At 65.7% G+C, this 20,530-nt stretch carries 14 protein-coding genes and 3 rRNA genes; 13 read left to right on the top strand and 4 right to left on the bottom strand.

The window, feature by feature from the left end; translation table 11 throughout:
• Positions 1-2 precede the first annotated feature (2 nt).
• Positions 3-998 carry a tryptophan--tRNA ligase gene (gene trpS / locus F9278_RS29340; protein ID WP_152171005.1) on the bottom strand — a complete coding sequence of 332 codons (996 nt, stop codon included), beginning with the start codon at positions 996-998 and terminating at the stop codon, positions 3-5.
• A gap of 847 nt (positions 999-1,845) precedes the next feature.
• Between trpS and F9278_RS29350 the strand changes: the two genes are divergently transcribed.
• From F9278_RS29350 to F9278_RS29405, 12 genes are all read left to right on the top strand, one after another.
• A 16S ribosomal RNA gene (locus F9278_RS29350) occupies positions 1,846-3,371 on the top strand.
• A 304-nt stretch (positions 3,372-3,675) separates the two neighbouring features.
• A 23S ribosomal RNA gene (locus tag F9278_RS29355) occupies positions 3,676-6,797 on the top strand.
• 88 nt (positions 6,798-6,885) lie between these two features.
• Positions 6,886-7,002 (top strand): 5S ribosomal RNA (rrf, locus tag F9278_RS29360).
• Together the 16S, 23S and 5S rRNA genes form the textbook arrangement of a ribosomal RNA operon.
• 638 nt (positions 7,003-7,640) lie before the next feature.
• The gene (gene ltrA / locus F9278_RS29365; protein ID WP_152169518.1) at positions 7,641-8,894 is read left to right on the top strand and encodes a group II intron reverse transcriptase/maturase; all 1,254 of its coding nucleotides are present in this window, start codon (positions 7,641-7,643) and stop codon (positions 8,892-8,894) included.
• Between the two features lie 124 nt (positions 8,895-9,018).
• Positions 9,019-9,663: an HAD family hydrolase gene (locus F9278_RS29370; protein WP_152171006.1), complete on the top strand. Its 645-nt coding sequence runs from the start codon at positions 9,019-9,021 to the stop codon at positions 9,661-9,663.
• Between the two features lie 77 nt (positions 9,664-9,740).
• Entirely contained in the window at positions 9,741-10,973 is a 1,233-nt protein-coding gene (locus F9278_RS29375; RefSeq protein ID WP_152171007.1) for an MFS transporter, read from the top strand.
• Positions 10,924-12,099: an acetoin utilization protein AcuC gene (locus tag F9278_RS29380; RefSeq protein WP_152171008.1), complete on the top strand. Its 1,176-nt coding sequence runs from the start codon at positions 10,924-10,926 to the stop codon at positions 12,097-12,099. The genes F9278_RS29375 and F9278_RS29380 overlap by 50 nt, the downstream gene beginning before the upstream one ends.
• A 154-nt stretch (positions 12,100-12,253) precedes the next feature.
• Entirely contained in the window at positions 12,254-13,069 is an 816-nt protein-coding gene (locus F9278_RS29385) for a phosphatase (RefSeq protein ID WP_152171009.1), read from the top strand.
• A 129-nt stretch (positions 13,070-13,198) separates the two neighbouring features.
• The gene (locus tag F9278_RS29390) at positions 13,199-13,411 is read left to right on the top strand and encodes a helix-turn-helix domain-containing protein (RefSeq protein WP_004984898.1); all 213 of its coding nucleotides are present in this window, start codon (positions 13,199-13,201) and stop codon (positions 13,409-13,411) included.
• Between the two features lie 168 nt (positions 13,412-13,579).
• Positions 13,580-13,678 (top strand): 30S ribosomal protein bS22, encoded by a 99-nt coding sequence (locus F9278_RS29395; RefSeq protein ID WP_003948845.1) that lies wholly within the window; start codon positions 13,580-13,582, stop codon positions 13,676-13,678.
• Positions 13,679-13,977: 299 nt separating this feature from the next.
• Complete coding sequence (locus tag F9278_RS29400; protein ID WP_152171010.1) at positions 13,978-15,051, top strand: NAD-dependent epimerase/dehydratase family protein; 1,074 nt, start codon at positions 13,978-13,980, stop codon at positions 15,049-15,051.
• 18 nt (positions 15,052-15,069) lie between these two features.
• Positions 15,070-16,140, top strand: a complete 1,071-nt coding sequence (locus F9278_RS29405) for a lysophospholipid acyltransferase family protein (protein ID WP_152171011.1) — start codon at positions 15,070-15,072, stop codon at positions 16,138-16,140.
• Positions 16,141-16,224: 84 nt separating this feature from the next.
• Here the strand turns inward: F9278_RS29405 and F9278_RS29410 are convergent, their stop codons facing one another.
• From F9278_RS29410 to F9278_RS29420, 3 genes are all read right to left on the bottom strand, one after another.
• The gene (locus F9278_RS29410) at positions 16,225-17,466 is read right to left on the bottom strand and encodes a DUF5667 domain-containing protein (protein ID WP_152171012.1); all 1,242 of its coding nucleotides are present in this window, start codon (positions 17,464-17,466) and stop codon (positions 16,225-16,227) included.
• Positions 17,467-17,816: 350 nt separating this feature from the next.
• Entirely contained in the window at positions 17,817-18,593 is a 777-nt protein-coding gene (locus tag F9278_RS29415) for an ECF subfamily RNA polymerase sigma factor, BldN family (protein ID WP_020113793.1), read from the bottom strand.
• A 380-nt stretch (positions 18,594-18,973) separates the two neighbouring features.
• On the bottom strand, positions 18,974-19,912 hold the full coding sequence (locus tag F9278_RS29420) for an HAD family hydrolase (protein ID WP_152171013.1): 939 nt from the start codon (positions 19,910-19,912) through the stop codon (positions 18,974-18,976).
• 197 nt (positions 19,913-20,109) lie between these two features.
• Here F9278_RS29420 and F9278_RS29425 point away from each other — a divergent pair, with 197 nt between their 5' ends.
• Entirely contained in the window at positions 20,110-20,391 is a 282-nt protein-coding gene (locus F9278_RS29425; RefSeq protein WP_152171014.1) for a glutaredoxin family protein, read from the top strand.
• Positions 20,392-20,530: the final 139 nt, after the last annotated feature.

Below are 20,530 nucleotides of genomic sequence, written 5' to 3' on the forward strand. Positions count from 1 at the left end.
GGTCAACCGGCCAGTAGACCGATCGCCCGATACGCCTCGTCCACCCTCGGCCGAGCCATCTCTCTGGCCTTCTCCGCACCCAACCGCAGCACCCCCTCCACATACGAGGGATCCGCGCACAACTCCTTGTGCTTCTCCTGCACGGGCCTCAGCACCTCGACCACGGCCTCGGCGGTGTCCTTCTTCAGCGCCCCGTACGACTCGTACACACCGCTGAGGTCCTCGGGGGCCCCACCCGTACAGGCCGCGAGGATCTCCAGCAGATTCGCGAGCCCCGGCCGCTCCTCCCGGTCGTAGACGACGTCCCGCCCGCTGTCGGTCACGGCCCGCATGACCTTCTTCCGCACCACATCCGGCTCGTCCAGCAGATAGACGATCCCCGGCCCGACGTCGTCCGTCTTCCCCATCTTCGACGTCGGGTCCTGCAGATTCATCACCCGCGCCCCGACCTTCGGCGGAGTGGCCCGCGGCACCACGAACGTCTGCCCGTACCGCTGGTTGAACCGCACCGCCAGATCCCGCGTCAGCTCCACATGCTGCGTCTGGTCGTCCCCGACCGGCACCTCGTCGGCCCCGTACGCCAGGATGTCCGCCGCCATGAGCACCGGATAAGTCAGCAGCGACAGCCGAACGCTCCCACCGCGCTCCCGCTCCCGCGCCGCCTTCTCCTTGTACTGGATCATCCGCCGCGCCTCACCGTCCGTGGCCACGCACTCCAGCAGATACGACAGCCGCGCGTGCTCATCCACATGACTCTGTACGAAGACGGTGCACAGCTCCGGATCCAGCCCCGACGCCAGCAACAGGGTCGCCGCCTGCCTGCTGAGCCTGCGCACCCGCGCCGGATCGTGGTCCACGGTCAGCGCGTGCAGATCCACGACGCAGAACAAGGCGTCCGTCCGGTGCTGATCGACCTCGGCCCACCGCCGTACGGCCCCCAGGTAGTTCCCCAGCGTCAGATGCCCCGTCGGTTTGACCCCGCTGAAGACCCGTGTCATCTCTCCACCTCCTGATCAGGACCGCCGCGCCACCGGCCGGCCGCCCCTCAGAAGGGAGAAACGAGAACGGCCGCCAGGGCGGCGGCCGTCGAGTACATACGTGAGCACGGCCGCCGTCAGGCGGCCCACCACTGCTGGTGACACGTACGCGTAGTCATGGGCGTCAGGCTACGCCCCCGGGAGCCCGGCCGACAGCGAGTTGACACACCCCGAGGCCATACGTAGTGTTCTCCGGGTTGTCCGACGTGAGCGCCGACCTCGGTCGGTCCCCGGACAGCCATTCCGCAGGTAACCACCAACAATCGACGACCCGTCGTCGTGTCATTGGCATGCGTATTTGCGAAATGAGGAATCCGCGTTCGAAAGGGCGCTGGCCCCCGATTAGCTCGGGAGCCGGGAATCCGCTAAAGTCTCACTCGTCGGAACGGCCCAACAGCCGCGAAGGCAACTCCCGCTGACTGGGAATCAGGCCCGAAAGGATCTGATAGAGTCGGAACCGCCGGAAAGGGAAACGCGGAAGCGGAAACCTGGAAAGCACCGAGGAAATCGGACCGGAAAACGATCTGATAGAGTCGGAAACGCAAGACAGGCAAGACAGCAGGACCGAAGGGAAACTGCCCGGAGGAAAGCCTGAGTAGCAACTTGGGTGAGTACGAAGGAAGCGTCCGTTCCTTGAGAACTCAACAGCGTGCCAAAAATCAACGCCAGATATGTTGATACCCCGTCTCCAGCTTCTGCTGGGACGAGGTTCCTTTGAAGAAAACACAGCGAGGACGCTGTGAACCATCGGATCATTCCTCCGGTGGTTCCGCTCTCGTGTATGTGTGCACCCGATTACGGGTAAACATTCACGGAGAGTTTGATCCTGGCTCAGGACGAACGCTGGCGGCGTGCTTAACACATGCAAGTCGAACGATGAACCACTTCGGTGGGGATTAGTGGCGAACGGGTGAGTAACACGTGGGCAATCTGCCCTTCACTCTGGGACAAGCCCTGGAAACGGGGTCTAATACCGGATAATACTTTCTGCCTCCTGGCAGGGAGTTGAAAGCTCCGGCGGTGAAGGATGAGCCCGCGGCCTATCAGCTTGTTGGTGAGGTAACGGCTCACCAAGGCGACGACGGGTAGCCGGCCTGAGAGGGCGACCGGCCACACTGGGACTGAGACACGGCCCAGACTCCTACGGGAGGCAGCAGTGGGGAATATTGCACAATGGGCGAAAGCCTGATGCAGCGACGCCGCGTGAGGGATGACGGCCTTCGGGTTGTAAACCTCTTTCAGCAGGGAAGAAGCGAAAGTGACGGTACCTGCAGAAGAAGCGCCGGCTAACTACGTGCCAGCAGCCGCGGTAATACGTAGGGCGCGAGCGTTGTCCGGAATTATTGGGCGTAAAGAGCTCGTAGGCGGTCTGTCGCGTCGGATGTGAAAGCCCGGGGCTTAACCCCGGGTCTGCATTCGATACGGGCAGACTAGAGTGTGGTAGGGGAGATCGGAATTCCTGGTGTAGCGGTGAAATGCGCAGATATCAGGAGGAACACCGGTGGCGAAGGCGGATCTCTGGGCCATTACTGACGCTGAGGAGCGAAAGCGTGGGGAGCGAACAGGATTAGATACCCTGGTAGTCCACGCCGTAAACGGTGGGAACTAGGTGTTGGCGACATTCCACGTCGTCGGTGCCGCAGCTAACGCATTAAGTTCCCCGCCTGGGGAGTACGGCCGCAAGGCTAAAACTCAAAGGAATTGACGGGGGCCCGCACAAGCAGCGGAGCATGTGGCTTAATTCGACGCAACGCGAAGAACCTTACCAAGGCTTGACATACACCGGAAACGGCCAGAGATGGTCGCCCCCTTGTGGTCGGTGTACAGGTGGTGCATGGCTGTCGTCAGCTCGTGTCGTGAGATGTTGGGTTAAGTCCCGCAACGAGCGCAACCCTTGTTCTGTGTTGCCAGCATGCCCTTCGGGGTGATGGGGACTCACAGGAGACTGCCGGGGTCAACTCGGAGGAAGGTGGGGACGACGTCAAGTCATCATGCCCCTTATGTCTTGGGCTGCACACGTGCTACAATGGCAGGTACAATGAGCTGCGAAGCCGTGAGGCGGAGCGAATCTCAAAAAGCCTGTCTCAGTTCGGATTGGGGTCTGCAACTCGACCCCATGAAGTCGGAGTTGCTAGTAATCGCAGATCAGCATTGCTGCGGTGAATACGTTCCCGGGCCTTGTACACACCGCCCGTCACGTCACGAAAGTCGGTAACACCCGAAGCCGGTGGCCCAACCCCTTGTGGGAGGGAGCTGTCGAAGGTGGGACTGGCGATTGGGACGAAGTCGTAACAAGGTAGCCGTACCGGAAGGTGCGGCTGGATCACCTCCTTTCTAAGGAGCACTTCTCACCGATCCCTCCGGGGTGAGGTCAGAGGCCAGTTCATCAGCGAACGTCTGATGCTGGTTGCTCATGGGTGGAACGTTGATTATTCGGCATCGTCAGTCATCTCAGGCTGTGAGTACTGTCCTTCGGGGCGTGGAAAGCTGACCGGAGTGGCGAGGGTGCCGGGCACGCTGTTGGGTGTCTGAGGGAATGAATCCCCTCGACGCCGACCCCAGTGAACTCGTCTGTGAAGGCGGGGTGGTGGGTGGTTGGTCGTTGTTTGAGAACTGCACAGTGGACGCGAGCATCTGTGGCCAAGTTTTTAAGGGCGCACGGTGGATGCCTTGGCACCAGGAACCGATGAAGGACGTGGGAGGCCACGATAGGCCCCGGGGAGTCGTCAACCAGGCTTTGATCCGGGGGTGTCCGAATGGGGAAACCCGGCAGTCGTCATGGGCTGTCACCCTTGCCTGAACACATAGGGCAAGTGGAGGGAACGCGGGGAAGTGAAACATCTCAGTACCCGCAGGAAGAGAAAACAACCGTGATTCCGGGAGTAGTGGCGAGCGAAACCGGATGAGGCCAAACCGTATGCGTGTGAGACCCGGCAGGGGTTGCGTATACGGGGTTGTGGGATCTCTCTTTCACAGTCTGCCGGCTGTGAGGCGAGTCAGAAACCGTTGATGTAGGCGAAGGACATGCGAAAGGTCCGGCGTAGAGGGTAAGACCCCCGTAGCTGAAACATCAGCGGCTCGTTTGAGAGACACCCAAGTAGCACGGGGCCCGAGAAATCCCGTGTGAATCTGGCGGGACCACCCGCTAAGCCTAAATATTCCCTGGTGACCGATAGCGGATAGTACCGTGAGGGAATGGTGAAAAGTACCGCGGGAGCGGAGTGAAATAGTACCTGAAACCGTGTGCCTACAAGCCGTGGGAGCGTCGCACAAGGACTTGTCCTTGTGTCGTGACTGCGTGCCTTTTGAAGAATGAGCCTGCGAGTTTGCGGTGTGTTGCGAGGTTAACCCGGGTGGGGTAGCCGTAGCGAAAGCGAGTCCTAACAGGGCGTTTGAGTAGCACGCTCAAGACCCGAAGCGGAGTGATCTAGCCATGGGCAGGTTGAAGCGGAGGTAAGACTTCGTGGAGGACCGAACCCACCAGGGTTGAAAACCTGGGGGATGACCTGTGGTTAGGGGTGAAAGGCCAATCAAACTCCGTGATAGCTGGTTCTCCCCGAAATGCATTTAGGTGCAGCGTCGTGTGTTTCTTGCCGGAGGTAGAGCACTGGATAGGCGATGGGCCCTACCGGGTTACTGACCTTAGCCAAACTCCGAATGCCGGTAAGTGAGAGCGCGGCAGTGAGACTGTGGGGGATAAGCTCCATGGTCGAGAGGGAAACAGCCCAGAGCATCGACTAAGGCCCCTAAGCGTACGCTAAGTGGGAAAGGATGTGGAGTCGCAGAGACAACCAGGAGGTTGGCTTAGAAGCAGCCACCCTTGAAAGAGTGCGTAATAGCTCACTGGTCTAGTGATTCCGCGCCGACAATGTAGCGGGGCTCAAGCGTACCGCCGAAGTCGTGTCATTCCAGCAGATACCCCCAACGGGGGCTGGGATGGGTAGGGGAGCGTCGTGTGCCGGGTGAAGCAGCCGCGGAAGCGAGTTGTGGACGGTTCACGAGTGAGAATGCAGGCATGAGTAGCGATACAAACGTGAGAAACGTTTGCGCCGATTGACCAAGGGTTCCTGGGTCAAGCTGATCTGCCCAGGGTAAGTCGGGACCTAAGGCGAGGCCGACAGGCGTAGTCGATGGATAACCGGTTGATATTCCGGTACCCGCTGTGAAGCGTCAAACACTGAACCAGGCGATGCTAAGTCCGTGAAGCCGCCCCGGAGCCTTCGGGCAAAGGGGAGTGGTGGAGCCGACGGACCAGACTTGCAGTAGGTGAGTGATGGGGTGACGCAGGAAGGTAGTCCATCCCGGGCGGTGGTTGTCCCGGGGTAAGGGTGTAGGCCGTGCGATAGGTAAATCCGTCGTACATGGAGGCTGAGACCTGATGCCGAGCCGATTGTGGTGAAGTGGATGATCCTATGCTGTCGAGAAAAGCCTCTAGCGAGTTTTATGGCGGCCCGTACCCTAAACCGACTCAGGTGGTCTGGTAGAGAATACCGAGGCGTTCGGGTGAACTATGGTTAAGGAACTCGGCAAAATGCCCCCGTAACTTCGGGAGAAGGGGGGCCATCACTGGTGATAGCATTTTCTGCTTGAGCTGGGGGTGGCCGCAGAGACCAGCGAGAAGCGACTGTTTACTAAAAACACAGGTCCGTGCGAAGCCGTAAGGCGATGTATACGGACTGACGCCTGCCCGGTGCTGGAACGTTAAGGGGACCGGTTAGTCAGGATTCGTCTTGGCGAAGCTGAGAACTTAAGCGCCAGTAAACGGCGGTGGTAACTATAACCATCCTAAGGTAGCGAAATTCCTTGTCGGGTAAGTTCCGACCTGCACGAATGGCGTAACGACTTCTCGACTGTCTCAACCATAGGCCCGGTGAAATTGCACTACGAGTAAAGATGCTCGTTTCGCGCAGCAGGACGGAAAGACCCCGGGACCTTTACTACAGTTTGATATTGGTGTTCGGTTCGGCTTGTGTAGGATAGCTGGGAGACTGTGAAGCTCGGACGCCAGTTCGGGTGGAGTCGTCGTTGAAATACCAGTCTGGTCGTGCTGGATGTCTAACCCGGGTCCGTGATCCGGATCGGGGACAGTGTCTGATGGGTAGTTTAACTGGGGCGGTTGCCTCCCAAAGGGTAACGGAGGCGCCCAAAGGTTCCCTCAGCCTGGTTGGCAATCAGGTGGTGAGTGTAAGTGCACAAGGGAGCTTGACTGTGAGACCGACGGGTCGAGCAGGGACGAAAGTCGGGACTAGTGATCCGGCGGTGGCTTGTGGAAGCGCCGTCGCTCAACGGATAAAAGGTACCCCGGGGATAACAGGCTGATCTTCCCCAAGAGTCCATATCGACGGGATGGTTTGGCACCTCGATGTCGGCTCGTCGCATCCTGGGGCTGGAGTCGGTCCCAAGGGTTGGGCTGTTCGCCCATTAAAGCGGTACGCGAGCTGGGTTTAGAACGTCGTGAGACAGTTCGGTCCCTATCCGCTGCGCGCGCAGGAATATTGAGAAGGGCTGTCCCTAGTACGAGAGGACCGGGACGGACGAACCTCTGGTGTGCCAGTTGTTCTGCCAAGGGCATGGCTGGTTGGCTACGTTCGGGAGGGATAACCGCTGAAAGCATCTAAGCGGGAAGCCTGCTTCGAGATGAGTATTCCCACCCACTTGATGGGGTAAGGCTCCCAGTAGACGACTGGGTTGATAGGCCAGATATGGAAGCCTGGTAACGGGTGGAGTTGACTGGTACTAATAGGCCGAGGGCTTGTCCTCAGTTGCTCGCGTCCACTGTGTTGGTTCTGAAACCACGAACAACCCCGCCCAGGGCCACTGGGTGGTGCGGTTGAGTGTTTCATAGTGTTTCGGTGGTCATAGCGTGAGGGAAACGCCCGGTTACATTCCGAACCCGGAAGCTAAGCCTTACAGCGCCGATGGTACTGCAGGGGGGACCCTGTGGGAGAGTAGGACGCCGCCGAACAAATATTGCGAAAGGCCCACACCTTATGGTGTGGGCCTTTTTTGCGTGTGCGCCCAGCATGGGCGGTTGCTTGGGGGTGGAAGTCCCCTGGGGGAAGAGGTGGTGCTAACCCCGAGCCGGAGGCAAGGGCGTCATCGTGAGGTGGGGTCTGGAGGAAGCCCGAGGCGAGACCTGGGTACCGAGGAACACGAACCGTGTATGAGGCGTACTGGTCGGGTGAGCCTGCACGCGAAGGTGAAGCCCGTCACTGCCAAGAAGGCCAGTGCGTAGACGCGGCGGGGATCCAGGGACAGTGATCGTTCTTACCTGGGGAGATCTGTCCGGGTGTCGGTTGTGCTGAAGATGTCGCCGCGCCGACGGTCCGTGCTGGAAGGTGCGGGCTGACCGGGCAGAAGTCAGCAGAGGCCGTAGTACCAGCCGGGATGGGCACGGTGGCTGGGAAGGGCTGAACATCGAGTGGAACGGGTGATGTGGTGGTTGCTCGTGCTGGTCACAGGGACCGCAGCAACACTGCTTCGGCGGTGCCGCGGGGGGAGGAGCCGGTGCATCCGGCGGAGCCCACGGCGGAGCGTAGTGGCCGGTCGGCGCACTCCACGGAGGACGTTCACCGCGAACAGCGTTCCTCGCTTTGGGAGTTGATGCTCTCGAAGGAGAACCTGCTCGCGGCGCTCAACCGTGTCGAGGTGAACCGGGGTGCTCCCGGGGTGGACGGTATGACCACGGCCGAACTCAGGCCGTGGATCGCGGTGCACTGGCCCGGGGTCCGGGCCGAACTCGATGCGGGCATCTACCGGCCGGCGCCGGTCCGTCAGGTGATCATCCCGAAGCCTGGCGGCGGTGAGCGGATGCTGGGGGTGCCGCGGGTGCTGGACCGCTTGATCCAGCAGGCCGTCGCGCAGGTGCTCGTGCCCATTTTCGACCCTGGTTTTTCGGGGTCGTCCTTCGGGTTCCGTCCCGGCCGGTCCGCCCATCAGGCGGTCAGGGTCGCGCGGCGTGCCATCGAGGACGGCAACCGGTGGGTCGTGGACCTTGATCTGGACCGGTTCTTCGACCGGGTCCAGCACGATGTCCTGATGGCACGGGTCGCGCGCAAGGTCACTGACCGCAGGGTCCTGAAGCTGGTTCGCAGGTATCTGGAAGCCGGGGTCATGGTGGACGGCGTGAAGACGCCGGGCAGGGAGGGGACCCCGCAGGGCTCCCCGCTCTCGCCCGTCCTGTCGAACATCATGCTCGACGACCTGGACCGGGAACTGTTCAGGCGCGGTCACCGGTTCGCACGTTACGCCGACGATCTGCGGATCTTCGTGCGGAGCAGGCGGGCTGCTCAGAGGGTGCTCGACTCGGTCACGGCCGTGGTCGAGCAGCGGCTGAAACTGAAGGTCAACCGGGTGAAGTCGAAGGTGGTCCCAGCTTCCGTCATGACGATGCTGGGGTTCGGCTTCTACTTTGTCCGGGGTGGGAAGGTCAGGGTCCGGGTCGACCCGAAGGCGGTCGAACGCCTGAAGGTTCGGCTCAAGGAGCTGACCTCGCGCCGGTGGAGCGTTGCGATGGCTGACCGCATCGCGCAGATCAACCGCTTCACCACAGGCTGGATGGGCTACTTCCAGCTCGCGGACACTCCCAAGGTGTTCCAGGAGCTGGACAAGTGGTTCCGTCGCAGGATGCGGCAGATCCGCTGGAAGGAATGGAAACGGTACGCGACCAGACGTCGTAACCTGCGGGCGCTCGGGATCGGTGAGCGTGATGCTCGGGAATGGGCGGCCAGCAGCAAAGGCTACTGGCGGGTCGCGAAGTCACCTGTTCTGGACAGGGCACTGCCCATCTCCTACTGGGACGACCTGGGCCTGAAGATGCTCAAGCCGACCTGGCAACGGTTGAGACCAGCTTGGTGAACCGCCGGATGCGTGACCCGCATGTCCGGTGGTGTGGGAGGAGGGACGGGCGACCCGTCCCTCCTACCCGATTGAGGGCCGTTGAGGGCCGTTGAGGCCCTTCGGGGTCGATTAGGGTCGAGTCATGCGCTATGACCTCGTGATCTTCGACAATGACGGTGTTCTCGTCGACAGCGAGCCGATATCCAACCGCCACCTCGCCGCGTACCTCACCGAACTCGGTCACCCGACCTCGTACGAGGAATCCATCCGGGACTACATGGGGTCGGCCATGCACCGGATTCACGAACTCGTCCTGGAGCGGACCGGCGAGACGCTGCCGGCGGACTTCGACGAGGTCTTCCATCAGCGGGTCTTCGCCGCGTTCGAGCGGGAGTTGGAGCCCGTACCGGGGGTGGTCCCGGTGCTGGAGAAGCTCGTCGCGGACGAGGTGCCGTACTGCGTGGCCTCGTCCGGGAGCCATGAGCGGATCCGGGTGGGGCATCGGAAGACCGGGCTCGACCGGTGGTTCGGGGACGGGCTCGTGTTCAGTTCGCAGGATGTGGGGCGGGGGAAGCCGGCGCCGGATCTCTTCCTGCACGCGGCCGAGCGGATGGGGGTCGCGCCGGAGAGGTGTGTCGTCGTCGAGGACAGTCCCCTCGGTGTGCGGGCCGGGCTCGCCGCCGGGATGGAGGTGTACGGGTTCACGGCGATGACGCCCGCCGGGAAGCTGTCCGGAGCCAGGGGGTACTTTTCGGACATGGGGGAGCTGCTCGACCTGCTCGCCTGAGGCTGCCCGACCCGCTTAGTTGAGCAGTATTCAACTTCCTCTACCCATGGGTAGGTCGTGCCCCCTAATGTGCCGCCATGACAGATGTGCTGCGGCGCGGTAGGGCCGCGTTGGCGTTCAGCTTCTTCGCTCAGGGCGTCGCCTTCGCGCTGCTCGTGACGCGGATTCCGGCCATTCAGGACCGGTACGGGGTCTCCGACGGGCTGCTCCCGCTCTTCCTCGCCGCCGTGCCGATCCTCGCCGGGGTCGGCAGTGTCTGCACCGAGCACCTCGTGAAGAAGGTGCCGCCGAGCCTGGTGCTGCGGTGGTCCCAGCCCGTGGTGCTCCTGGCGCTGCTCGGGGTGGGGGCCGGTGAACAGATGGTCGTGCTCGGGGCAGCGCTGGCCGCCTTCGGGCTGGCGGTCGGGGCGCTCGACGCGTCGATGAACATGCTCGGGGTCAGTCTGCAGCGGGCGTACGGGCGGAGCATCATGCTCGGCTTCCACGCCGTGTACAGCCTGGGCGGGATAGCCGGGGCCTCGCTGGCGTGGGTCGGGGCGCACTGGGATCTGGCGCTGGTGGTGTCGTATCTACCGGTGGTGGTCGTGCTCCTGCCGGCCGTGCTGGTCGGGAGCCGGTGGTACGTCGACGCGGAGCCCACCGAGGAGAGGAAGGAAGAGGACACCCTCCAGGCCGGGCCGGGCGCGGGTGGAGCCGTCGCCTTCAAGTTGCTGCTGCCGCTCTGTCTGGTGATGTGCTTCGCGTACATCGGGGACTCGACCGTCTCCAACTGGAGCGCCAAGTATCTGCAGGACGTGCTCGGGAGCAGTGAGCAGCTGGCGACCGTGCCCTACAACGTCTATATGGTCACCACGTTGATCGGGCGGTCCCTCGGGGACTTCGGGGTGCGGCGGTTCGGGGCCGTGGCCGTCGTACGGGCCGGTGCCGTGGTCGCGGCCGTCGGGTTCGCCGTGGTCGCGGGGGCGCCGGGGGCCTGGGTCGGGATGCTCGGGTTCACGCTGCTGGGACTCGGGCTGTGTGTGCTGGTGCCGCAGACGTTCGCGGCTGCCGGGAGGCTGTTCCCGGGGGCTTCGGACGCGGCCGTCGCCCGGCTGAACATCTTCAACTATGTCGGGTTCTTGATCGGTTCCCCGTTGGTCGGGGCGCTGGGGGACCTGTGGAGCTACCGCGGGGCGATGCTCGTACCGATGGTGTTGGTGCTGGTGACGTTGGTGTACGCCCGGTCGTTCGAGACTCAACCGGACAGATACGGTGGCGGGCATGAGCGGCCGCGCACAGCTGATGTGGGACGAGGCAGTAACGGGCTATGACTTCGGGCCGGACCATCCGATGGATCCGGTCCGGCTGGCACTGACCCGGAGCCTCGTGAGTGCCTTCGGGCTCGACCGGGAGATGGACGTCGTCTCGGCCAAGCCCGCGGGGGAGTCGACCCTGCGGCTCGTGCATCGCGAGGACTATGTGGCGGCGGTCAAGGCCGCCTCGGCCGACCCCCGGGGCGCGGACACGGCGTACGGGCTGGGGACCGTGGACGATCCGGCGTTCGCCGGGATGCACGAGGTGTCCGCGTTGATCGCGGGGCAGTCGGTGGCGGCGGCGGAGGCCGTGTGGCGGGGGGACGCGCTGCACGCGGTGAACTTCGCGGGCGGGCTGCACCACGCGATGCCCGGGGGCGCTTCGGGGTTCTGCATCTACAACGACGCCTCCATCGCCATCGCCCGGCTGCTGGAGCTGGGAGCCGAGCGGGTCGCGTACGTGGATGTCGACGTGCACCACGGGGACGGGGTGCAGGCCGCGTTCTGGGAGGACCCGCGGGTTCTGACGATCTCGCTGCACGAGCATCCCCGGACCCTGTTCCCGCAGACCGGTTGGCCGGAGGAGACCGGAGCCCCGTCCGGTGCGGAGGGGTCGGCCGTGAACGTGGCGCTGCCGGCGGGCACCGGGGACGCCGGGTGGCTGCGGGCGTTCCACGCGGTGGTGCCCGAACTGCTCGCCGATTTCCGGCCGCAGGTGCTGGTGACCCAGCACGGGGCCGATACGCACTTCGAGGATCCGTTGGCGCATCTCGCGGTGTCGCTGGACGCGCAGCGGGCCGTGCAGGTGGCTCTGCACGAGCTGGCCCATGAGCACGCGGACGGGCGGTGGGTCGCGCTCGGTGGGGGCGGGTACGCGGTGGTCGAGGTCGTGCCCCGGTCGTGGACGCATCTGGTGGCGATCGCGGCGGGGCGGGAGATCGCGCCGGAGACGGTGATTCCCGAGGAGTGGCGGCAGCGGGTGTTCGCTCTGACGCGGCAGTTGGGGCCGGCGCGGATGACCGATGGGCGGTGGCCCGTGGCCTGGGCCGACTGGGACGCGGGGTACGACCCCGCGGATCGGTTGGATCAGGCGGTGCTGGCTGCTCGGAAGGCCGTGTTTCCGTTGCGGGGGTTGTTGGCCTAGGGGGCCCTGGGGGTTCTCGACTCCCGTCAAGGATTCGGTGCTCCGGCCCGGACCCCGTTCGCGCAGTTCCCCGCGCCCCTGAATGACTAGGCCAACTGTGTGGTGGGGCGGCGTTCTGCGGGTTGTGGGAGAGGCGCTGCGTCAGCATCGGGGGGTGGTGAGTGGTGGGGTGTTGCGGGAGCAGCTCGTGGCTTTCGGGTTGGCGGGGAGGGTGGCCACCGCCCGGGAAGCGAGTCTGCGGAGTTATCGGTTGTTCGCCGCTAGGGATCCTCGGTTTTTGATCGGGATTGATCCGGAGATGACTTGGCGGCAGCGCGATGTGCTCGGATTGATGGCGGAGAAGTGTGGGGTTTCGGCCGATCCGCTCTGTGCGTCAGGGCAGGATGTGATTGATCCGGAGCTGACGATGAGGGCGCTGGACCGGTTCGCGGATCGGGTCGCGGCCGTCGCTCACCGTGGCGGGCCGGTGCTCCTCGGGACCGGACATCCGCATCGTCTGATCGGCTTCTACGGCGCGTTGGCGGACGCTTTGTCGGCGGCGGGGTGTGAGGTTCTCACCCCCGCGAGGGGTAGACGTGTCGACATAACGACCCGGTTCGGTCTACGCACGTACAACCTCGACTACGTACGAGGTGTCGCCGTCGTCCGGGAGGCGACCGCTCTGCGCTCCGGTTGTGCGACCGGCGTGCACACGCATTCACCGCTGCCGGTTCGGACGGTTCTGGCGGCTGCCGCGGAGGCCGGCGGGCCGCTCCCGGAACTCGTGGTGGGAGACCACGGATGGGTCTGCGGGGCAGGTCAGCTGGGGTTCGAGGCCATCGGGCTCGCCGATACGGACGATCCCGCGCTCTTCGTGGGGGAGGCGGAGGGGCGGGTGTCCGTCGTCGTTCCACTTGATGACGGTGTGCGGTCTGATTACTACCGACCGCTGACCCGCTACGTACTCAATCGGGCGTGTCTGTCACAGTAGGCCGCCGATGGCATCCCCTCTTCCCCACTCGCATCACCCGCCCCTACATTGGGGAGTGAGCACGCAACGACGAAGAGTCACCGGAAGGGGAAGCCGGTGGCCGTCGAGTGCGGAAGGTTCAGGTGTGTCATGGCTGCAGCTGGCGAGAGGCCTCTGAACGAGGTTCAGTTCCTGACCGTGGCGGAAGTCGCCTCGGTGATGCGAGTGTCCAAGATGACCGTGTACCGCTTGGTGCACAGCGGTCATCTGCCGGCGATCCGGGTGGGCAGGTCCTTCCGGGTGCCGGAGCAAGCGGTACACGAGTACCTCCGCGAGAGTTATGTGGGGGTGGAGACGGCCTGACGGCCACCGGGGCCGAGGGGCTCCCGGAGGCCCTGCGGGACTTCCGGGATACCCCCGGTTCCCCCTCGATTACGACCTCAGCGCTCGGACGGGTAGGCTAGCCCCTCGTAGGTCGTATGGGCCCATGGCGCCCAAACGCCGAGTGATGAGAAGTGAGCGAGGGTAGTCGTGGGCTCTGTTATCAAGAAGCGGCGCAAGCGGATGGCTAAGAAGAAGCACCGCAAGCTGCTCAAGCGCACCCGCGTTCAGCGTCGCAACAAGAAGTAAGGCGGTCCGGCCCCCGAATCGGGGGTCCTGGCCGGCCCCCCTCGCGTAAGGGGGCCGAACGCCTTGCTTTCTTGCGCGAGCGCTGTTGAGAGCGCGTTTTGCGACCCCCCACCGAATGCGGTGGGGGGTCGCGGTGTTTTCGCCGGTCGGCGCATTCGTCGGTCATTCACGGGGGCGCGGTCACCACAGCGCAACATCCAACCGCTAACGTGGCCGCACACGGGGAACACGGGGGACGCGGCAGGGTACGAGCAGAGTTACGCCTATGTGAGCCGATGTCTGGAAGGAAGGCGCTGATCTTGGGGAAGGTCGTGCTCGTCACCGGTGTGGCCCGTCAGCTGGGAGGCCGGTTCGTGCGGCGGATCCAGCGTGACCCGCAGGTCGACCGGGTCATCGCGGTGGACGCGGTGCCGCCGGGACACCATCTGGGCGGCGCGGACTTCGTCCAGGCCGACATCAGGCAGCCCGCCATAGCCCGACTGCTGGCCGAGTACAACGTGGACACCGTGGTGCACATGGATGTCACGGGCACCCCGCTGGGCAGCGGGGGCCGGGCCACGCTGAAGGAGACCAATGTCATCGGCACCATGCAGCTGCTCGGTGCCTGTCAGAAGTCACCTCTGATCAAACGTCTCGTGGTCAAGTCCAGCACCAACGTCTACGGCTCCGCGCCGCGCGACCCGGCCGTGTTCACCGAGACCACCCCGCCCAAGTCGCTGCCCAGCGGCGGCTTCGCCAAGGACACCGTCGAGGTCGAGGGATACGTCCGCGGCTTCGCCCGGCGGCGGCCCGATGTGGCCGTGTGCGTGCTGCGGTTCGCCAACATCCTCGGGCCGAGCGCCGATTCACCGCTCGCCTCGTACTTCTCGCTGCCGGTGCTGCCGACCGTGCTGGGCTACGACCCGCGGCTGCAGTTCGTGCACGAGGACGATGTGATCGAGGTGCTGCGGATCGCCTCGCACGATCCGGAGCGGGGCACCCTCAACAGCGGCACGTTCAACATCGCGGGCGACGGCGTCCTGCTGCTCTCCCAGTGCGCGCGGCGCCTCGGCCGGCCGACGGTGCCGCTGCTGATGCCCGCGGTCAGCTGGGTCGGCTCCATGGTCCGCACGCTCGGCGTCACCGACTTCTCGCCGGAGCAGCTGCGGCTGCTGACCCACGGGCGGGTCGTGTCGACGAACCAGATGCGCGAGACCCTGGGCTACCGGGCCCGGTACACGACCGCGGAGACGTTCGCGGACTTCGCGCGCAGCAGGGGCCCCGGGCTCCTGCCCCCGGAGGCCCTCGCCGGGGCCATCGACCGGATCGCCGCCCTGCCCGTGCCGACGCCGGGCGGCGGCCACCCCCCGACGCAGAGCGCCAACCAGCTTTAACCGAGGAGCGCATCGACGATGGCGGATGCCAAGGTCATTCCGTTCGACGACGACCGGACGCGCGGGGGCGCCGTGCAGCGCCCGCCGCGCCGCCGGAGTACGGGGAGCCGGCGCAAGGGCGAGAACGCGGTCGTCCGGGAAGCCGGTGAGGTCCAGGCCCTCCCCGGACTGCCGACCAGCACGGATGATGTCCCTGTGACACGGGAGAAGCCGGAGCCGCCCCAGGAGGCCGCCGAGGCACAGGACGGCGGCGCGCTGGAGCGACGGATCGCGGGCGGGCTCGCGTTCCTGCGCAAGCGGCTCACCGGAGACTACGAGGTCGACGACTTCGGCTACGACGCCGAACTCACCGACCAGGTGCTGATGTCCCTGCTGCGGCCGGTGTACGAGAAGTACTTCCGGGTCGAGGTGAAGGGCATCGAGAACATCCCGACGGACGGTGGCGCGCTGATCGTCGCCAACCACTCGGGGACACTGCCGTTGGACGGCCTGATGATGCAGGTCGCCGTGCACGACAACCACCCCACCGGGCGCCATCTGCGGCTGCTCGCGGCGGACCTGGTGTTCATGCTGCCGGTGGTCAACGAACTGGCGCGCAAGCTCGGTCACACCCTCGCCTGCGCGGAGGACGCCTCTCGGCTGTTGCAGCAGGGTGAGCTGGTCGGGGTCATGCCGGAGGGCTTCAAGGGGCTCGGCAAGCCGTTCGGGGACCGCTACAAGCTGCAGCGGTTCGGGCGGGGAGGCTTCGTCTCCACCGCGCTGCGGGCCGGTACGCCGATCATTCCGTGCTCGATCGTGGGCGCGGAGGAGATCTATCCGATGATCGGCGACTCCAAGACGCTGGCCCGACTCCTCGGCTTCCCGTACTTCCCGATCACACCGACGTTCCCGTGGCTCGGGCCGCTCGGGGCGGTGCCGTTGCCGACGAAGTGGACGATCCAGTTCGGTGAGCCGATTCCCACCGACGGCTATCCACCCGAGGCCGCCGAGGACCCGATGCTGATGTTCAACCTGACGGACCAGGTACGGGAGCAGATTCAGCACACGCTGTACAAGTTGTTGGTGCAGCGGCGGTCGGTGTTCTTCTGACGGCTGGCGGTCGGCCGAGCGGTTACCGCGTACGACGGTGGGGGCGCCCTTCTTCGAGAAGGGCGCCCCCACCGTCGTATCAGGTCAGTTGTCGGTGTCGCCGTCGATGCCCAGGCCGGGGAGGAGGCCCGGGAGGAGGGGTGGGAGGGTGACGTCGGGGTCCGCGGGTGGGGTGGACTTGCCGGTGGACGGGGAGGAGCTGGTGGTGTCGTCCTGGGGCGGGTTCAGGAGGTCGCCGGCGGTGCCGCCGACGAGGCCCTCGCCGCCGCTCTCCGCGTTCGAGGCGGAGGGCTTGGGTTTGCCGCCGGTGTCCTGGCTGCCGGTGGCGGAGCCGCCGGTGGCGCTCGGGGCCGGGCGGTGGCCGGGATCCGTGGTGCCGGGGGTGCCGGAGCCCGTGGAGCGCTGCTTGCCGTCGCCGCCCTGGGCGGGGGGCTGCGGCAGGAGCGACGAGTGCGGGGCGACCTCGTCGTCTATGGCGTCGAAGACCGACGAGACCTGCTGACTCACGTCCCCGAGCTGCACGGGCAGCCGGTCGCGGAGCGCGCCCCAGGTCTCGCGGTGGGACCGGGAGAAGGCCGAGAGGGCCTGGATGGGGCCCAGGGACTCCGGATCTCGCTCGAAGGCCTCGTGGAGCAGCCGGTGGCCCTCGGAGGCGTCGTGCCGCATCCCGCTGAGGGCGCGGCGGATCTCGCCGAGGGACTCGTGGTCGAGGTGTCCGCCCCGGCCGCGCTCCATGAGCCGGCGGGCCTCGCCGAGCCGGGTGGACGCCTGGTCCAGATAGAGCCGGCCCCGGTCGTCGCTGTCGTCGGCCAGGGTGAGCTTCACGTCCTCGATGCCGCGCTTGAGGCCGTAGAGCGAGTCACCGGGCAGGGCGTCCGAGCTGGCGGCGGCCACCCCGCCGAAGGCGCTCGCGGCCACCCCGACGCTGAGCCCGCCCGCGGCGAGCCCCTTCGTCAGCCGGGACCGCGGTCGCAATTTGCCCAGCGGGCTTGCCCGGTGCGCGCCCCGCGCCCTGCCCGCACGCTGTTCGGGCACCGAAGGGTCCGACGCCTCGCGCCCCGGCAGTGTGCCGTCCCGCAGCATGGCCTCCATCGCGGCCACCAACTGGGCGCGATGGACGACCTTCACCTCGGGGTCGAGCACTGGCTTGGGCAGCTCGTCGAGACCGGTGGTGAGGGCCAACAGACGGCCCTGCTCGGTCCCTCGCGCTGCCGGAGCCGGTGCCGATCCCTCGGGCTGCTCGGCCGCCGTGCCCCGGTCGGACAGCTCCTCCAGGGCCTGGGCGAAGGCGTTCGCCCGCCGGTGCGCCGATACGTTCGCGATCACTGGCGGCACCTCCTCTCGTCATGACGGTCGACTCCCCAGGGGGTCCTGAGGGTTGCACGTCCCCGACCGTCACACGATCGAGTGATCGGTGTCGGCCAGGCGCGACCACAGGGAGCCTGTATCCCGCACAACGAGCGGCGCGGCACTTGGGTTACGGACGACGGATGATCCGACGAGGAAGTCAACGGACTTCGACAGAGGGTGAGTTGGGCATCGCGGAGCGTGGGCGATCGATGGGCGATCGATGGGCGATCGATGGGCGATCGATGGGCGATCGATGGGTGATCGATGGGTGATCGAGGCGCTCGGCGGGCCGGCGGCTCAGCGGTGGTGGTCCCGGTCGGCGGGGTTCAGCGGGCGTCGTCCGGGAGCAGACGGGCGAGGGTGCGGACCGCGCGGTACTGGAGGGTCTTGATCGCGCCCTCGTTCTTCCCCATGACACGGGCGGTCTCGGCGACGGAGAGGCCCTGGAGGAAGCGGAGGGTGACGCACTCCTGCTGCTGGGGATTGAGGCGGCGTACGGCCTCCAGGAGCGCGGCGTTGGAGAGGGACTCCAGGACGGAGTCCTCGGGAGAGCGCTCGACCTCGTTGGCGTCGAGCATCTCGCCGGTGGTGACCTCCAGACGGAAACGGCTGGACTTGAAGTGGTCGGCCACCAGGTTGCGGGCGATCGTCACCAGCCAGGCGCCGAAGTCACGGCCCTGCCAGGTGAACGTGCCGATGCGGCGCAGGGCGCGCAGGAACGTCTCGCTGGTGAGGTCCTCGGCGGTCGCCTTGCCGCCGACGCGGTAGTAGATGTAGCGGTAGACGGTGTCGCTGTACTGGTCGTACAGGCGACCGAAGGCGTCGGCCTCGCCGGACTGGGCGCGTTCGACGAGGTCCATCATGCGGGCGCTGTCGCTGTCCGCGGCGGGACGGCGGGTGGTCGTGGCGGTGGATCCCGAACGGCCTCGTCTGCCCACCGCCGCGCTGCCGTCGGCCAGTGCGTAGCACGGGCCGACGGGCGCGGCGGAGGTGGCGAGGGCGGGGACGGCGTACGCGGTGGGGACGAAGCCGCGCAACAGTTGGTTGACCGTCGCGCGCAGCGTAGCCAGGCCCGAGGCGTCAACCCCGACGTGTGGGTACACGGGACTCCCAGAGGCAGAGCTTCCATCACGTGCAGTGCGGAACCTTTCACCCGTCGTAGCGACGGAGGGGTACCGGTTTGCGTTTGAGGAGAATAACGCTTCGTGCAGGCACTGCTACACCCAGTTGCTCAAATCATCGATTACGTCGCTTCTGTTACGTATTGGAGGCTGCTCAAGTGCCGTGCTGTGATCGATTGTTGATCGATCCGGTTCGTCTTCCGCCTGGGTGCGGGGCGTGTTGTGGTCGGGTGCGGAGGGCGGGACTGAGAGGGGTGGAGTGGGGGTAGGACGGCTGGAATGCCGGGTGGCGGGCCGGACGCGGGAACGCCGGAGGGGCCGGGAAACCCGGCCCCTCCGGCGTTCGAGAAACGATCAGCCGTTCAGCGGCGGCGACGGTGCAACGCGATCGCGGCGGCCGTGCCGCCGGCCACCGCGCCGACGCCCGCCGCGGCGGGCAGACCGACCTTCGCGGCCTTGCGGGCGGTGCGGTAGTCGCGCAGTCGCCAGTCCATGTCGCGGGCGTGCCTGCGGAGTTTGCTGTCGGGGTTGATGGCGTACGGATGGCCCACCAGCGACAGCATCGGGATGTCGTTGTGGGAGTCGCTGTACGCGGCGCAGCGGGAGAGGTCGAGATCCTCGGCGGCGGCCAGGGCGCGGACGGCCTCGGCCTTCGCGGGGCCGTGCAGCGGCTCGCCGACCAGCCTGCCGGTGTAGACGCCGTCGACGGACTCGGCGACCGTGCCGAGCGCGCCGGTCAGGCCGAGGCGGCGGGCGATCACCTGGGCGATCTCCACGGGCGCGGCCGTGACCAGCCAGACCTTCTGCCCGGCGTCGAGGTGGGCCTGGGCCAGGGCGCGGGTGCCCGGCCAGATGCGCTCGGCCATGTACTCGTCGTAGATCTCCTCGCCGATGATCGTCAGTTCGGCGACGCGATGGCCCTGGACGATGGAGAGCGCGGAGTTCTGGGCGTCCTGCATGTGCTCGGGGTCCTCGGACCCCGCCAGCCTGAACCAGGCCTGCTGCCAGGCGAATCGGGCGAGGTCGCGGGTCTCGAAGAACTTCCGCTTGTACAGGCCCCGGCCGAAGTGGAAGAGCGAGGCGCCCTGCATGACGGTGTTGTCGAGATCGAAGAACGCGGCGGCCCTGTCGTCGCCGAGGACCGGGAATTCCGGTTCCTGGGCGGCGGTGTCGGGCGCGGGGGAGATGTCCTCCAACTCCTGGGAGGACTTGCGCGCTGCCTCCGCAGAGGCCTCGCCTGCCAAAACGCTCCGCGCCGTGGCGGAGCGCCTACGGGGAGTGAGCCATCCGAGAGCGGCCATGTCGTGAGCATAGCCAGTCTGTTCGGTGGTTCCGGAGTCGAGAGGTTTGCGGGCTGTGAACTCTCCGCGACCGTGTCGTTAAAGAAGCGATGTGGGCGGCGTGTCCGGATGCCGAAGAGGGGCGAACCGGTGGGGAAAAGGGCAGGTCGTGTGCTTCATGGTGAGGAAGAGGTGTGGAGATCCGGTGCGGAGCGACAATGGCCGACATGAGTGCCATGTTCCGGCGGACGCCGAAGAATTCCGGTGAGCGGCTCGTCACACTGATCGGAAAACCCGGGTGCCATCTGTGCGACGACGCGGAGGCGGTGATCGGGAAGGTCTGCGGTGAGCTGGGCGTTCCCTGGGAGAAGAAGGACATCACCGAGGACGCGGAACTGCACCGGCGGTACTGGGAGCAGATTCCGGTGGTCCTGGTGGACGGCGCTCAGCACACGTTCTGGCGGGTGAACGAGGAGCGTCTTCGCAAAGCGCTCTCGTAGTGGTGGGTCGTGGTCACCCGAGTTGTGACCTGACCGGCCAGTCCAAGTGGTCCCAAAAGTCGCTTAGGATCGATGGGCTGGTTGGTCTCGGGGGCGGGATTCGTGAGGAGAGTGTGCGGTTTTGCCCCCGTTGTGCAAG

The sequence above is a fragment of the Streptomyces phaeolivaceus genome, from assembly GCF_009184865.1.
In the GTDB taxonomy this organism is placed as follows: domain Bacteria; phylum Actinomycetota; class Actinomycetes; order Streptomycetales; family Streptomycetaceae; genus Streptomyces; species Streptomyces phaeolivaceus.

Bases quoted from the DNA above. Each gene is read 5' to 3' on its own strand.
- F9278_RS29405 (WP_152171011.1), top strand. From the start codon at position 15,070: ATGGCGGATGCCAAGGTCATTCCGTTCGACGACGACCGGACGCGCGGG.
- trpS (WP_152171005.1), bottom strand. From the start codon at position 998: ATGACACGGGTCTTCAGCGGGGTCAAACCGACGGGGCATCTGACGCTG.
- F9278_RS29380 (WP_152171008.1), top strand. From the start codon at position 10,924: ATGAGCGGCCGCGCACAGCTGATGTGGGACGAGGCAGTAACGGGCTAT.
- F9278_RS29420 (WP_152171013.1), bottom strand. From the start codon at position 19,912: ATGGCCGCTCTCGGATGGCTCACTCCCCGTAGGCGCTCCGCCACGGCG.
- ltrA (WP_152169518.1), top strand. From the start codon at position 7,641: ATGCTCTCGAAGGAGAACCTGCTCGCGGCGCTCAACCGTGTCGAGGTG.
- F9278_RS29375 (WP_152171007.1), top strand. From the start codon at position 9,741: ATGACAGATGTGCTGCGGCGCGGTAGGGCCGCGTTGGCGTTCAGCTTC.
- F9278_RS29425 (WP_152171014.1), top strand. From the start codon at position 20,110: ATGGCCGACATGAGTGCCATGTTCCGGCGGACGCCGAAGAATTCCGGT.
- F9278_RS29390 (WP_004984898.1), top strand. From the start codon at position 13,199: ATGGCTGCAGCTGGCGAGAGGCCTCTGAACGAGGTTCAGTTCCTGACC.
- F9278_RS29370 (WP_152171006.1), top strand. From the start codon at position 9,019: ATGCGCTATGACCTCGTGATCTTCGACAATGACGGTGTTCTCGTCGAC.